Consider the following 14,751-nt stretch of genomic DNA (forward strand, 5'->3'; position numbering starts at 1 on the left):
CTCAGGGGGTTGGTGTGGTCTGCCGGACGAGACGCCGCGCCAGCTCGACAGCGCCCGTCACCGGGGCGCGATCCAGAATGTGGAGGTCCAGACCGGGGCGAGTCTGCGCCAGCGCTGTCCGGAGCGCCCGCTGAAGCAGGGGTTGCTTTTCGATCACCGAGCCGCCGGCGACGACCGAGTCGGCGTGCACGCCGCGGCGCAGCAGTTTGTCGATGAGTCCGGCGACGCGTTCGCCCGCGTTCGCTACGACGAGTTGGGCGATGGCGGAGCCTTCATCGGCCGCGGTGAAGACCTCGGGGGCATGCTGACCCCACCCTTCGGCGGAGGCGACCTGAGTTGCCGTGAGCGCGAGCTCTGCTCCGTCGACGGCGGAGAAGCATGCCAGCAGCCGCTCCCCCAGCGCGTCCGCGCGATCTCCGCGGTCCAGGTGCGAAAGGACTGCCCGGGTGGCCTCACGGACGAGGGCGGGTGCGCTGCCTTCGTCGCCGAGCAGCCATCCCCAGCCGCCCGCGGTGAGGAGCTCGCCGCCCGGGGTGCGTGCGGTCGCGATCGAGCCCGTGCCCACGACCACGCCGATGGCGCCGGTGACGTCCATCGCGGGCGCCATCAGTTCGGAGTCGTTGACCACGAGCACGGGACCGCTGAACTGACGCCGCAACTCGTGCTCGAGCTCGCCGCATTGTTCGGTGCTGTCGCAGCCATGCGCCCCGACCGCGATCGGCGCGCAGAGCACTGCTTCGCCGAACTGGTCCATCAGCAGCTGCCGGAGTCCGACCCCGTCGGCTCGGAAGTCTCCGAGACGCTTGCGCCACGACGACGAGGCAAGCACGATGTCGGCGCCCGGCCGATCTGATCCTCCGTCGGCGGGGGCCGCCCGGAGATGAGTCTTGGTGCCGCCGATGTCGACGCCGATGACGTGATCCGCGATGCTCGCGTCGCTGTCGAGAACCGGCAGGGTCATGTCGGTGTCCTTCGGGAGTGGGAAACGGGCCTGGGCCGGGATTAGACGGCGACGGCGGCGGCGGCGCGATCGACGAGGAGCAGCGGGTTGCGGCACTCCGTAACGATCGTTGCGGGCCAGTCGTCCTCGTACGCCTCGGCGCTGGTGATACGGGCGAATGCGTCGCGCTTGTGTTCGCCGGACAGGATCATCACCACTTCCGCGGACAGCCGCGCGATGGTGTCGACGCCGACGGTGACGCCTGTGGCGGGCACCATTTCGAGGTGGGTGAACTCAGGGAATGTGGCCATATTGTCGCGACGGGTGGCGTCGCCCAGTGTGACGATGTGCGTCTTCGCGTCGCGCGGGGTTCCGGGCTGGTTGAAGGCGACGTGGCCGTCGCTGTCCCCGGAAGCGAGCAGGAACAGGTCGATGCCGCCGGCAGCTGCGATGCGTGCGTCGTAGTCCTCCGGCGCCGCCGGGTCCGCCGTCCACACCTGTGACGGTGCGGCGGTGTCCGAACGCTCGCTCGCGGCGGCGATCGGCGCGAGGATGTCCCGCAGCGCGAAGCCGAGGCACGAGTACGACGAGTCGGGGTTCACCACCTGGTATCGGCCTGCCTCATCGGGCACGACGTAGTCGTCCATCATCACGATCACGAGGTTCGAGAGGTCACGTCCGCGCGCCGCTTCCCGTGCTAGCGCGTCGTACACCGGTACCGCGGTGCGGCCGCTGGGGCAACCGAGGAGGAACGGCTCGTCTCCCTTCGCGGACATGCGGTCCAGGATGATCTCGGCCACCACCTCTCCGATGGCTTCGCGGTCGGGAAGGATCTGCGGGGTCAGTCGCACGTTGAATCTGCCTTACTTTGATGGGGTTCGGGAGGGCGTCGGACGCGTCATTCCTTGACGGCGCCGGCGAGCATGCCCGATATGAACTTGCGCTGGAAGAGCACGTAGAGGATCAGCACGGGCGCCGCGACGATCAGGCCACCGGCAGCCATGAGGTTCACCTCGGTGACGTGCCGCCCTTGGAACACGCCGAGCGCCACGGTCGCGGTCTGGTTGTCACCGTGCAGGAACACCAGGGAGAGGAAGTAGTCGTTCCACGTCCACATGAAGCTCAAGAGGATGAACGTGTAGACGGCGGGCAGGAGGTTGGGAACGGCGATGGACCACAGCATCCGGAACGGTCCGGCTCCGTCCATCTCGGCCGACTCGAAGATGCCGCGCGGCAGCGTACGGAACGCTGCACGCATCCAGAAGATCCCGAAGGGCACGCCCATTCCCACGTGGATCAGGATGATCCCGAAGAGGTTGTCGGTGAGTCCGAGGGCTCGGAACTGGTAGTACAGCGGAACGATGATCGCCTCGAGCGAGATCATCATTCCGAGCAGGACGAGGGGGAAGAACACCTTGTCGCCGAGGACCCCCAGTACGCCGAACGCATATCCGCCGAGAAGCGCGAGAAGAACTCCGAGGACGGCGACGGCCACCGTGATGGTGAGCGACACCAGCATCGACCGCGAGAACTCGGCGTTGTTCCAGGCTGTGACGAAGTTGTCCCATTGAATCTCTCCGGTCGGACGTCCGGCACGGTCGGGGCTCAGTGCTGCCGTGACGAAGGTGGCGACGGGCCAGAGCACGACGACTGCCATCACGGTCAGAATGACGTAGTTCCAGATCTTCTCCGCGCGGGAAGACATGTTCACTCCTTCTCCGAGACGCGGGTGATCACGACCGCGATGATCATGCACAGGACAGCCATCACGACGCCGATGGCCGCGGCCTGGCCGACGTCGGGGTTCACGAACGCCGCTTTGTAGAGGGCGACGGCGGGGGTGAGCGTGGAGGTGCCCGGTCCGCCACGCGTCGTGATCCAGATGAGGTCGAATGCGCGCAGCGCGCCGGTGATGGTGAGGGTGAGCGCGATGGCCAGCTGTCCGCGCAGCCCCGGAAGGGTCACGGCGAAGAACTCGCGAACGGGGCCTGCGCCGTCCATGCGAGCCGCCTCATACAGCTCCGGCGCGATCGAGGATGCACCGGCGATGAACAGCACCATGCAGAATCCGAAGGCTCCCCAGGTTCCGATGAGGCCGATCGCCGGGAGGGCCCAGGTGAAGTCACCCAGCCAGTTCTGCGCGAGTGCGCCGAGGCCGACTGCCCGCAGCGCCTCATTGATCGGCCCTTCGGGCGCGTACATGCGCTTGAAGACGAGCGCGATCACCACGCTCGTGAGCACTTGCGGCAGGAAGAAGATCCAGCGGTAGACACCCATGCCGGGCCTCTTGGATGTCGTGACCAACGCGGCGGAGATGAGGCCGAGCGTGATGGGAAGCAGCGCGAAGAACACGATGAGAACCAGCACGTTCCCGAGCGTCGAGCGCAGGACCGGGTCTGTGAAGAAGTTGACGTAGTTGTCGAATCCCACCCAGACCGCTTCGGTGACCCCGTTCCACTTGTAGAACGAGTACTGCACCGACTGAACCATCGGCCAGAGCACCACCAGCCCGTACAGAAGGAGGCCGGGTGCGGCGAAGAGAAGCCCCGCCAGTCGCATGCGGCGGCGGGCCGACGAGGTGCGCCGCCGGCGGCGGGGCACCAGCAGCATCCGGGTGGCGGGGCCGCCGTCAGCCGTCTCCGGCACGACGGCGGCCCCTGCGTGGGCGACGCTCATCTCAGGAACCCTGCTCCGCGAGGAATGCGTCGCGGTCATCGTTCACCGCCTGGGTGAACTCCTCCGGGGTGGTCTTGCCTGCCAGGAGGAGCTGGGTGTTCTGGGTGAGGATGTCGAGCATCGTCGGGCTGGCCCAGTCGAAGTACGGCACGTAGCCGTCGTCGGAGTCGAGCGTCGCCGTCGCGGTGGCCTCACCCGTCTGGGTGAGAACGTCGGGGATCTCGACCTCGTTGAGCATCGGCACGAGTCCGAGGTCGACCGCGGCCTGGCTGGCGTCCTGCGACATCAGGAAGTCGAGGAACGCTGCGGCGACATCGGGGTTCTCGGACTTCGAGGAGATGATCATGGCCCCGGCCGACGCTCCGACGCCCACGGTCGTGTCGGCGTCCGCCTGGGGCAGCTGGATGTATCCGAAGTCGTTGAGCCGATCGCCGGTCAGGCCCAGCGAGCCGGTGTAGTCCCAGCGGAAGATCGCGTCGCCGTCGAGGAAGTTGGCCAGCGACGTCTGGTAATCGATGCCTTCGAAGTTCGGCGTCAGCCATCCGGCCTCGTTCCATTCCTCGAGCGTCGTGGCCGCTTCGGTGAGGCCCGTGTCCGCCGCAGTGACGTCTGGGGAGCCGTAGACGAAGTCGTTGATGTCGCTCTCCGACCCATACAGTGTCTGCAGCCCGAGCAGCGCGGCGGTGTTCCCGTCGAGGCCGCTGTAGCTGAAGGGCACCTGGCCCGCCGCCTTGACCTTCTTGGCAGCGGCCTCCACCTCGTCGAGAGTGGTCGGCACCTCGATGCCGAGCTCGTTCAGCTTGTCCGCGTTGTAGTAGATGCCGATCAGCGATGCCGAGGCGATCGGCGAAGCGAACCAGGAGCCCTCGCCGATCGTGTCGAAGTCATCGGTGAACTGGTTCTGTCGCGCGATCGTCGTCGGAACGAGATCATCCCACCCGTACAGCTCGGCGTACGGGTCGAGGTTGACCACCAAGCCACCCTCCGCGAGCGTCCCCAGCGACGACCAGCCGTTGTTGGCGGAGGCGATATCCGGACCGCCGTTGTCCTGAAGCTGCAGATTGAGGGTGCTGGTCAGCTGGCCCCAGTCCTCCTGCGTGCGCTCGATCGTGACGTTCGGGTACTCCTCCTCGAACTGCTCGATCATCTGGACGATCCAGTCGCCCTGGAAGAAATCCGACAGCTTCAACGTCACGTCGCCCGCAGCGGCGACATCGTCGGATACCTCGGTGGGTGCAGTGTTGCCGGCGCTGCTCCCACCGGGCGCGCAGGCCGCCATGGCGAGTACCGCGATCGAGCCGACCGCAGCGATTGCCGCGGCTCGGGCCATTTTCGAGATCATGTTCACTCCGTCGTGGTCGTGAGAACCAGAAAACTGCTCGGGCCGATGAATCATGGCCGGAGAAGGGGCGGCGGGCACCGCCAGGGGAAAGCTAGCACCGTTAGACCAGTTATTCCAGTTGCGAACCAAAGAATTACTTTGGTTGCACCAGATTGCCATTGTGGTACCGTGTCGTCGTGACCCTTCCCGCCGCTGCAACCCAGGCCTACGACCAGCTCGTGCAAGAGCTGGATTTGGGCCTTCACCCGGCCGGAACGCGGCTGCCAGGCGAACGAGAACTCGCCGCCAGACTGGGTGTCAGCCGGGTGACGCTGCGTACGGCGCTCGGCGCCCTGGAGTCCGACGGCCGTCTGACACGATCCGCCCAGCGCGGCTGGTTCGTGCCGGCGAACGTGGTGGGCGAGCCACCGAGCACCCTGCAATCGTTCACGGAGATGGCGCGCGCGCGCGGGCTGCGTCCGACGGCGAAGGTCCTTCGTCAAGAGGTGCGGCCTGCCACATTCGATGAGGCAGAGAAGCTCCGGATGGCGCCGACGTCCCCCGTCATCCAGATCGACCGATTGCGGGGGATGGATGGCCGTCCCGTGTGCTTCGACGTGGTGGTGGTGGCGGCCGAACGCGCGCCCGAGCTGGCCGACGCCGCCCTCAACGACGCGTCGCTCTACGAGACGCTTCGTGAACGGTGCGGCGTCTCGATCCACCGGAGTGCATACAGTGTGATGGCTGCCACGGCAGACGGGGCTCTTGCGCGCCTCCTCGACACGGTGGTAGGCGCCGCAGTTCTCGTCGGCGAAGAGATCGCCTATACGACCGACGGCGTTCCCATCCTGCTCGGGACGAACACCTATCGTGGCGACGCGTACCGATTTCAAGCCGACCTCTTCCGGAGAGGATGATGCCTTTCCGGGAGGCCGCGCCGGCGACTCTTGAGGATGTCGCGGCACGTGCAGGAGTCTCTCGCTCGACGGCGTCCCGTGTGCTCACCGGTTCGCCCCACGTGAGCGCCGAGGCGATCAGCGCAGTGCACGCAGCTGTTCGCGAACTGGCATACGTTCCCGACACGGCAGCCCAGCTGCTCGCAGCCCGCCGACTACGGCGCAGTTGACGCCCAACACTCCGACGAACGCCCAACCGTGTTCCCGCGCGGCCAGCGAGCGGTTGCGAACCGGGACCAACCACGATGATCTGAGGTGGATCCGCCGCCTACGCCTCGGGAGTGCACCTCGCCTCCGCCGGGTCTGCAAAGACCCAGGCGGACCCGGCCGCTGACCTTCCTTTCGGCGTCGAGCAGCCGCACTCCGAGATCTCATCCATCTTCCCCGGCTCCTGTCCGTTGAATCGATTTCCGGGAAGGCCGAGCACGGTGAATCCGCGATCGGCGTAAGCCACGCTGCAGGTGTTCAAACTGCTCGTACTGAGGCGTGAGACGGCGCCGAGAGTCAATATTGACGACAAGCAGCACCCGGTCGCCGTAATCGGCGAGCGTCGCGGCGCTGCCCTCGGCGGTCCGGAAGGGGATGTCACGCAGGTCGGTCGTCGTCGACTCGCTCACGCCCTCAGGCTACGCGTGCGTAGATCCTTCGCCCGAAAGGGCGCTAATCCGAACGTCATCGTTTGCTTATCGCGAAAGAACAGGTAATCCTTCGCGTACCGCTGCCCCAAGTGCGCCCCCCGCACCTCGTATCGTCGCCCTAACGGGCTATTCGCTGGGCGAGAGGAACACCATGGATGAGCGAAGGGCGGGCACGTATGAGCACGCACCGCGCCCGTCCGGCGGTGCACGCGTGGTGTTCTTCGTCTCCGACAGCACAGGAATCACCGCCGAGACACTAGGAAGTGCTCTCTTAGCGAACTTTCCAGCCGTTCAGTTCACCCGGCACACCGTTCCTTTTGTGGACACGATCGAGAGCGCGCAGGCTCTTGTTGCCGCTGTGGATCGGGCGGCAGCCGGTGGAGTCCTCCCGATCATGTTCGCCACGGTGAAGGCCCCCGAGGTGCGATCGCAGCTCGCGGACGCCCGCGCCGTACAGGTGGATCTACTCGGTGGTCATCTGGTGGAGCTCGAGCAGGCGCTGGGCACCACGGCCGACGAGCAGCTGGGTCAGTATCACGGAGTAGGCGACATGGAGCGATATTTCGCGCGCATGCGCGCCGTGGAGTACGCCCTCGAACATGACGACGGTCAAAGCGGCCGCGCGCTCGACATGGCCGACGTGATCATCATCGCCCCGTCTCGTTGTGGGAAAACTCCCACAACGATGTATCTGGCGCTGCAGTACGGGCTTCTCGTGGCGAATTACCCACTCACCGACGATGACTTCCCCACAGACGGGCTGCCTCGCACGGTCGCACCCTATGCCGCTCGATGCTTCGGGCTGACGACAACCCCGCTCCGGCTCAGCCAGGTTCGGCACGAGCGGCGACCAGGTTCCACATACTCCAGCCTCGCGCAGTGCACGATCGAGCTGCGTCGTGCCGAAGACCTGTACCGGCGCAACCGCGTCCCCTTCCTCAACTCCGCGACAAAGAGCGTCGAGGAGATGTCCGCACTGATCATGCAGTCCATGAGGCTGCGGGATTGACACTTGAAAGGCGCAAAACAGTGAGCAACATCCTCTGGTTCGACGAGATCGGCATGGGCGACCTGGCCAGGGTCGGCGGCAAGAACGCATCCTTGGGAGAGATGATTTCGCACCTCGCGACGGCCGGGGTTCGCGTGCCCGGCGGGTTCGCGACGACCGCGGAGGCGTACCAACGGTTCCTCGCGGGAGGCGGTTTGGACGGCCGCATCCGCGGCCTCGTCGACGGCCTGGAAACCGATGACATCGCAGGCTTGTCCCTCGTCGGATCCACTATTCGGGGGTGGATCGAGGCGCAGCCATTCCCAGATGATCTCGAACGAGACATCCGCGAGGCGCACGCCAAGCTCATCTCGGACGATCCGGCTTCGGATCAGGTCACCTGGGCGGTTCGTTCCAGCGCCACCGCGGAAGATCTCCCCGACGCATCCTTCGCGGGGCAGCAGGAGACATTCCTGAACATCGGGGGAATCGAGAACATCCTCGCGGCAGTGCGCAGCGTGTACGCGTCGCTGTACAACGACCGCGCCATCGCGTACCGCGTGCATCACGGCTTCGATCACCACGATGTCGCGCTCTCCGCGGGAATCCAGCGAATGGTCCGCTCCGATGTCGGCGCATCAGGCGTGATGTTCACCGTAGATACAGAGTCAGGCTTCGATCAGGCGGTCTTCGTCACCAGTTCTTACGGTCTCGGTGAGGCCGTTGTGCAGGGTGCGGTCAACCCCGATGAGTTCTACGCGTACAAACCTGCGCTCCGCGCAGGTCGTCCTGCCATCCTCAAGCGGTCAGTGGGCGAGAAGGCGATCGCGATGCGCTACTCGGAAGGCCGCCACGTTGGTGGCTCTACCGTGCTCGTCGACGTCGCGCCGTCAGACCGTGTGGTGCTTTCCATCTCTGACTCGGACGTAGAAGAGCTCGGCCGGGTCGCGTTGATCATCGAGGAGCACTACGGTCGCCCGATGGATATCGAGTGGGGCAAGGATGGCATCGACGGGAAGCTCTACGTGTTGCAGGCTCGCCCGGAAACAGTCGTGTCCCGTCAGGCTGCGAACGTGATGCGCCGTTTCCTGTTGCGTGAACGCGGACCGGTGCTGGCAGAAGGCCGCGCCATCGGCCAGAAGATCGGCGCCGGGGCGGTACGCGTGCTGTCATCGCTCGATGAGATGCGCGACTTCGCTCCGGGCGACGTCCTGGTAGCGGACATGACCGACCCCGACTGGGAGCCGGTCATGAAGAGGGCATCAGCGATTGTCACGAACCGTGGCGGCCGCACCTGCCACGCCGCGATCATCGCCCGCGAACTGGGAATCCCCGCGGTCGTCGGCACCGGCGATGCGACTCGCGCGCTTATCGACGGACAGGAGGTGACCGTCTCCTGCGCCGAGGGCGACGAGGGGTTCGTGTACGCAGGGTTCCTCGACTTCGAGGAGCAGCAGACGGAGCTCGACCGAATGCCGGAAGCGCCGGTGAAAATCATGATGAACGTCGGCACGCCCGATCAGGCTTTCTCCTTCGCCAAGCTCCCGCACCGCGGCGTCGGCCTCGCGCGGCTGGAGTTCATCATCAATAGGCAGATCGGCATTCATCCGCGTGCGCTGCTCGCCATGGACGACCTTCCTGCCGAGCTCCGCGCCGACGTGCAGGCACGAATCGCCGCCTATCCGTCCGCGCGCGAGTACTTCGTCCGGCGGGTCGCCGAAGGCATCTCGATGATCGCCGCGGCGTTCGCTCCAGAACCGGTGATCGTGCGACTCTCGGACTTCAAGTCCAACGAGTACGCCAGCCTCATCGGCGGGCATCTATACGAGCCGGAAGAAGAGAACCCGATGCTCGGCTACCGCGGCGCATCCCGGTACATCTCGCCGGAGTTCCGCGAGTGCTTCGACATGGAATGCGAGGCGATCCGCCGCGTACGCGACGATATGGGCTTGACCAATGTTCAGGTCATGGTGCCGTTCGTGCGCACTCTCGATGAAGCAGCGGCAGTGAGCGAGTTGCTCGCGCAGAATGGACTCCGTCGCGGCGCCAACCACCTGAAGGTCATCATGATGTGCGAGGTGCCATCCAACGCAATCCTCGCCGAACAATTCCTGGACTACTTCGACGGTTTCTCCATCGGCTCCAACGACATGACCCAGCTCACCCTCGGTCTTGACCGCGACTCCTCCCTCGTTGCCTCCACTTTCGACGAACGCGACCCGGCGGTCCGCCGCCTGCTCGGAATGGCGATCGATGCGTGCCTACGGCAAAGAAAGTACGTCGGAATATGCGGGCAGGGCCCCTCGGACCACCCCGATTTCGCCGAATGGCTCGTCGCGCGCGGGGTCGAGTCGCTGTCCCTCAACCCGGATGCCGTCGTCGAGACCTGGCTGACGCTCGCCCAGGCTGAGGACACACCGGCGGGGGTGCTCACCCGCACCGAGCTGATGGTGCGGGGCCGCTGAACCATGGCGATTTTCGCGATCGAACCGGCCATCACCTTCGAAACCCACCGTTCGGAGTGGGTGACTCGGGAGGAGCACGCCGAACAGCTGATCCCGCTCATCGGCCGCCTTTACCGCAATCACGGCGTCGTCACATCGATCCACGGACACAGGCTGATCAATCTCTCCGCGACGGGAGTGATCACCGTCCACGACCGGGCCCGAGATCGCGGACACGCGGAGTTGACACTGGATCAGACCCGCACGGTGCTTGAAGCACTGCTCGAGATCGCTCCCCAGCCGGCGTCTATCGACATCGCCCGGCTGGCGTTGTCGCTGCAGCAGAACGAAGCCCGGGACCCCGCGGCCCACCTGCGGGCCGAACTCGGCAAGGTGTCGGAGATCACACCGACAGCCGGAAACACCGATGTTGTGCTGTATGGCTTCGGCCGAATCGGTCGACTGCTCGCTCGAATCCTCATCGACCACGCCGGCAACGGGCACGGCCTACGCCTGCGAGCGATCGTGGTGCGACGCGGATCGGAAAACGACCTCACCAAGCGAGCCAGCCTGCTCAGCCGCGACTCGGTCCATGGCCCTTTCGCCGGATCGGTCACGGTAGACGCGGAGGAGAACGTCCTCATCGCCAACGGCACGCGCATCCAGGTCATCTACGCGGATGACCCTGCGCACGTCGACTACACGGCATACGGGATAACCGACGCAATCATCGTCGATAACACGGGACGCTGGCGCGACGAGGACGGCCTCTCTGAGCATCTACGGAGCCCCGGGGCGTCACGGGTGCTGCTCACCGCGCCGGGCAAGACGCCTGTCAAGAACATCGTTCACGGCATCAACGACGACACCATAACCATGGACGACAAGATCCTGTCGGCGGCATCCTGCACGACAAACGCGATCACGCCAGTGCTCAAAGCAGTCGACCATGCGTACGGCGTCGCTCGTGGACACGTCGAAACCGTCCACTCGTTCACCAACGATCAGAACCTCACCGACAACTTCCACCGAGGCGACCGCCGCGGACGCTCCGCCGTGCTGAACATGGTCATCACCGAAACCGGTGCCGCGAAAGCTGTCGCGAAAGCGCTGCCCGAACTGGCAGGTCGTCTGACGGGGTCCAGTATCCGCGTGCCCACGCCCGACGTATCGCTCGCGATCCTGAACCTCACCCTCGAGCGTCCGACCACAAAGGACGAAGTGAACGACTACCTCCGGCGGGTATCGCTACACTCCAACCTTCGCCAGCAGGTCGACTACGTCGAATCACCCGAAGTCGTCTCCACCGACTTCGTTGGATCGCACCGCGCCGGTATCGTGGATGGACTCGCCACCATCGCCGAAGACCGTAATCTGATCCTCTACGTCTGGTACGACAACGAATACGGCTACTCCTCTCAAGTCATCCGCGTTCTTGAGAAGATGGCGGGCACACACCCCGTTGTCATCCCCGCACGATTGGACCTGGAGCTGACGTTCCGCGCGCTCCGCTGATCCGCCAATGATGACGAGGCGGTTCGAGTATTCGCGCGACGTGGCGCCTGGCACAGCCCATGACGGTAGTCCGCCGGGTCCATTTCATCGGGTTGACTGGGAGCCGCTGGGCCCCTCGTCGACCCACGAGTCGCGCGACCTGAGCCTCATCGTCAGCCACCGAGTCGCGTCACAACGGGCATCCGTTACGCCAGCTCCGGCACCCTCAGATGGTGGATGGCGAGTTCGCACTCGATCACATCGATGTACTCGATCCCGATCCGCTCGGTCATCAAGGCCCGCTGGCGGGCCGCGAAATCGCGGTTGCCCTCGACCGTGGCTCTGCTGACAAAGCTGACCGTCGAGCAGAGCATCCCTGTCTCACCGAGCATTCCGGTCCCGCGGCTTACGAGCATGCTCGCGCTGCAAAACCCGTCCTGGTGCTCCAGCAGCGGCAACTCGGTGGCCTTGAACGCGGCTACTGCCGCGTCCAGCTGACCCGCCCGTGGGCGAGACCAAGTCACACGGGCGTGGGGCTCGGCAGAGGACACCCGGTCACGATGGAGGACGGCTATCTCCCACTCCTGGATGATCGCGATCTCCCACTCATGGGTAACGTCGTTCGCGCCCAAGGTCTCGAGAAAGCGCTCACGGGTTGGGTGGAGGCGTTCGTTGCTCGCGCGCATGGTGTTCTCGGACTCCCACGAGGTCGTGACGATGCAGCGATTACTCGGCCGGTGAACCAACAGGGACATTCCTATGCAGCCTTCGATGTCGGACATCACCAACATCAACACCTCGTTGGCCCACGCGATACCGCCGTCGATGCGGTCGGGCTGGGCGACCATAGTGGTGGAACGCGCGTACATGGCCCTGCTCCCCCCGGGAAGGGGCGACGCCCTCATCGGCGCCGCCGATACGTCTTACCCTTCCTTCGCGGCTCGTCGCGCGCAATCCCCAACCGAGCGGACAGACTGCTTAGATAATGCTCTCGTGACTCGACTGCACCGTCGTGGTCGTTGGGCAGTCGTTCCGGAGGTAGCGGCTGGTCTGCCGGGAACTCCACCGTTGCCGCAGCGACTCGTCGATGATCGTGTGCAGCCCGCTCCTCGCCGTCGATTGGGCACGCGTATCGGCGCCCACGCCTGATCCTGGCTAGGCGATGTCGGGGAACAGCCGGTAGCCGCCGTGATCGAACGCGTTGCTGTTCGACTCTCGCCCAACCGTCGATTGGGCACGCTGTGAGGCCCCAACTCGATGCAGAAACTCCCGTCCGAAGGCGGCAGCCGGTGGGTCGACCTGCACTGGGCCGGATCGCGGATGCTGTGCGCGCAGCCTGGGCCCCCAGCATCGCCGCCGATTGCCGCCAGGACTGGCGAGCGGGCTTCGAGGTGGGCACGCGGAGCCGAGCGAGCGAGGAGGGCGACTCGACGGCAGTCGAGCCGTCGATGATCTCCGCCTCGACCTCCAAGCCGGACTCGCAGCTCACGGGTACCTCGATCTCGAAGGGGTAACCGCGCCGTCTGATGCTCGCCCCGATCGCCCGGTTGTTCGGCAGTCAGCGGACCCTGGCCGCCGTGCGCGCGGGCATGGCGGTGGCCAGCGGGAATCAGTGTCGGCGGATGCCGCACCTTGCGCGAATCCGTCAGCCCACGCTTCATCAGCGCCGAGAGAGAACATGTCGAGTTCGGCCGGCCGCACGATGGACCGCGCCCCGGGGAGGTCGAGAGATCCCACAAGATCGGCGCGACCGCGGACCACTGCGACAGGGCGCCTCGCGGACTTGCCTTGGACGAGATCCGATCCGTCGCGGAGGCGAGTTCGTCTGCCACGCATGGCATCGTGACGGCCAAGGGGCGACCCTCGGCATCGATGTGCCCGCGGAGATCCTCGAAGACGTGCACACCGGCCGCGCCGATGGCCGCATCGGTCTGACCCTCACGCCACGCGCCCAAGGGTATCGGAGACGATGACGCCGACCTCGATACCTAGACGCTCGCGCAGTCCCGCTGCGAGGAGGCGTCGGGGTCCGCGGGCAGCAGCAGCACCGTGCCTGCCGGGGTGTTGGAGGCATCCACCCCAGCCGCAGCTGCCACGATCCCGAGGCGGGTCTCCACGATGTGCGTGATGTGCCCAGAGTCCGAGGTGCGCGACGCAACGACCCGAACGGTCTCTGCGGTGATCGCGTCCTCGCGATCGTCAGCCTGGATGATCCGCCCCTCGGCCTTGGACACGATCTTGGACGTCACGACAAGGATGTCCCCGCCCTGGAGCATCCGGTTCCCCACCGCGTCGACGATCACTTCGACAAGATCGGCGCGAGTTCTTCTGCCCACTCGCGCGCCACGGCGTGATGCTCGCCATCAACTCCAGCTTTGTAGTGAGTGCCGGTTCGCTTGAGTTCGTTCAGCTGGACATTCCAATGTCTGCAAGGCGGCTCCAAATCGTTGCTGCTACGCGTGCTCCAGTGCGCGAATCACCAACTGTGGCAGGTGGCGGTCGCACCATTCACCGCGAGAAATAGCCGAGTGGCTGGTGTCCGTGAACACCAGCCACTCGTTGCCGGCCGGTCTCTTAGTAGGTGGCGCGCCCACCGGTGAGGTCATAGATGGCGCCCGTGGAGAAGCTGCACTCGTCTGATGCGAGCCAGGCGACCAGTGCCGCGGCCTCAGTCGCCTGTCCGATGCGCCCCATGGGAATCAGACCCTTGAGCCGCTCGATCACCTCGGGCGATACGGCGTCGGTCATTGCCGTCTGGATGGATGCCGGCGCGATGGCATTCACGAGAACACCGGTGGTGGCCAGCTCCTTGCCCATCGACTTGGTCATCGCGAGCTGCGCAGCCTTGCTCGCCGAATAGGCGGACTGGCGGGGGTTGCCATCTTTGCCGGCGACGCTGGAGATGTTGACGATCCTCCCCCAGCCCTTCTTCACCATCGCAGGGATGACGGCACGCGACACAAGGAACATCCCCAGGACGTTCACATCGAACGTTCGCTGCCAATCCTCCACAGTCAGCGTGTAGAGTTCTCCGCTTGGACCGACGATCCCCGCCGAGTTGACGAGAATGTCGACGCCTGCGAGCTGGTCGGCGACAGTAGCGACCGCGGCGGGGTCGCTGATGTCCACCGTGAAGTCGCAACCGGGGTCACGATCGAGGGTGACGACCTCGATGCCGTCGTTCCGGAATCGTTCGACGCATGCGGCGCCGATTCCGCTGGCTGCACCGGTAACCAGGGCAGTTCTCTTGCTCACAACTACTTCTCCTTTTGCAGGGTTCGGATAGTACGTGCC

The 14,751-nt window shown here is 65.4% G+C and carries 14 protein-coding genes and 1 pseudogene; 6 read left to right on the forward strand and 9 right to left on the reverse strand.

Annotated features, from left to right (window positions below):
* Nucleotide 1: 1 nt before the first annotated feature.
* The 5 genes from JNB61_RS11595 to JNB61_RS11615 are packed head-to-tail and all read right to left on the reverse strand — an operon-like array spanning nt 2 to nt 4,958.
* Nucleotides 2-961: an N-acetylglucosamine kinase gene (locus JNB61_RS11595; protein ID WP_220289226.1), complete on the reverse strand. Its 960-nt coding sequence runs from the start codon at nt 959-961 to the stop codon at nt 2-4.
* Between the two features lie 41 nt (nt 962-1,002).
* Nucleotides 1,003-1,791: a 6-phosphogluconolactonase gene (locus JNB61_RS11600; RefSeq protein WP_220289227.1), complete on the reverse strand. Its 789-nt coding sequence runs from the start codon at nt 1,789-1,791 to the stop codon at nt 1,003-1,005.
* A gap of 47 nt (nt 1,792-1,838) precedes the next feature.
* Nucleotides 1,839-2,645 carry a carbohydrate ABC transporter permease gene (locus JNB61_RS11605; RefSeq protein WP_220289228.1) on the reverse strand — a complete coding sequence of 269 codons (807 nt, stop codon included), beginning with the start codon at nt 2,643-2,645 and terminating at the stop codon, nt 1,839-1,841.
* 2 nt (nt 2,646-2,647) lie between these two features.
* Entirely contained in the window at nt 2,648-3,616 is a 969-nt protein-coding gene (locus JNB61_RS11610; protein WP_220289229.1) for a carbohydrate ABC transporter permease, read from the reverse strand.
* A 1-nt stretch (nt 3,617) separates the two neighbouring features.
* A complete protein-coding gene (locus JNB61_RS11615) occupies nt 3,618-4,958 on the reverse strand; it encodes an ABC transporter substrate-binding protein (RefSeq protein WP_220289230.1) in 1,341 nt (446 codons plus the stop codon).
* 176 nt (nt 4,959-5,134) lie between these two features.
* On the opposite strand from JNB61_RS11615, the gene JNB61_RS11620 reads away from it, so the two are divergent.
* Both JNB61_RS11620 and JNB61_RS11625 read left to right on the forward strand, forming a co-directional pair.
* Nucleotides 5,135-5,854 (forward strand): GntR family transcriptional regulator, encoded by a 720-nt coding sequence (locus JNB61_RS11620; protein WP_220289231.1) that lies wholly within the window; start codon nt 5,135-5,137, stop codon nt 5,852-5,854.
* On the forward strand, nt 5,854-6,063 hold the full coding sequence (locus JNB61_RS11625) for a LacI family DNA-binding transcriptional regulator (RefSeq protein WP_223214777.1): 210 nt from the start codon (nt 5,854-5,856) through the stop codon (nt 6,061-6,063). Before JNB61_RS11620 ends, JNB61_RS11625 begins: the two co-directional genes overlap by 1 nt.
* Nucleotides 6,064-6,264: 201 nt before the next feature.
* On the opposite strand, the gene JNB61_RS20495 is transcribed toward JNB61_RS11625, so the two are convergent.
* Entirely contained in the window at nt 6,265-6,510 is a 246-nt protein-coding gene (locus tag JNB61_RS20495) for a hypothetical protein (RefSeq protein WP_308289169.1), read from the reverse strand.
* Nucleotides 6,511-6,682: 172 nt separating this feature from the next.
* Here JNB61_RS20495 and JNB61_RS11635 point away from each other — a divergent pair, with 172 nt between their 5' ends.
* The 3 genes from JNB61_RS11635 to JNB61_RS11645 are packed head-to-tail and all read left to right on the forward strand — an operon-like array spanning nt 6,683 to nt 11,478.
* A complete protein-coding gene (locus tag JNB61_RS11635; protein WP_220289233.1) occupies nt 6,683-7,540 on the forward strand; it encodes a pyruvate, water dikinase regulatory protein in 858 nt (285 codons plus the stop codon).
* A gap of 20 nt (nt 7,541-7,560) precedes the next feature.
* Nucleotides 7,561-9,984: a phosphoenolpyruvate synthase gene (gene ppsA, locus JNB61_RS11640; RefSeq protein WP_220289234.1), complete on the forward strand. Its 2,424-nt coding sequence runs from the start codon at nt 7,561-7,563 to the stop codon at nt 9,982-9,984.
* Between the two features lie 3 nt (nt 9,985-9,987).
* Complete coding sequence (locus JNB61_RS11645) at nt 9,988-11,478, forward strand: glyceraldehyde-3-phosphate dehydrogenase (protein WP_220289235.1); 1,491 nt, start codon at nt 9,988-9,990, stop codon at nt 11,476-11,478.
* Between the two features lie 185 nt (nt 11,479-11,663).
* Here the strand turns inward: JNB61_RS11645 and JNB61_RS11650 are convergent, their stop codons facing one another.
* Nucleotides 11,664-12,326 (reverse strand): hypothetical protein, encoded by a 663-nt coding sequence (locus JNB61_RS11650; RefSeq protein ID WP_220289236.1) that lies wholly within the window; start codon nt 12,324-12,326, stop codon nt 11,664-11,666.
* 420 nt (nt 12,327-12,746) lie between these two features.
* Here JNB61_RS11650 and JNB61_RS11655 point away from each other — a divergent pair, with 420 nt between their 5' ends.
* The gene (locus tag JNB61_RS11655; protein WP_220339725.1) at nt 12,747-12,971 is read left to right on the forward strand and encodes a hypothetical protein; all 225 of its coding nucleotides are present in this window, start codon (nt 12,747-12,749) and stop codon (nt 12,969-12,971) included.
* 336 nt (nt 12,972-13,307) lie between these two features.
* Here JNB61_RS11655 and JNB61_RS20650 read toward each other — a convergent pair.
* Nucleotides 13,308-13,733 (reverse strand): annotated as a pseudogene (locus JNB61_RS20650) (coenzyme F420-0:L-glutamate ligase); the annotation flags it as partial.
* 298 nt (nt 13,734-14,031) lie between these two features.
* On the reverse strand, nt 14,032-14,712 hold the full coding sequence (locus JNB61_RS11665) for an SDR family NAD(P)-dependent oxidoreductase (RefSeq protein WP_220289238.1): 681 nt from the start codon (nt 14,710-14,712) through the stop codon (nt 14,032-14,034).
* Nucleotides 14,713-14,751 lie beyond the last annotated feature (39 nt).

The organism is Microbacterium ureisolvens, from assembly GCF_019511645.1.
In the GTDB taxonomy this organism is placed as follows: Bacteria; Actinomycetota; Actinomycetes; order Actinomycetales; family Microbacteriaceae; genus Microbacterium; species Microbacterium ureisolvens_A.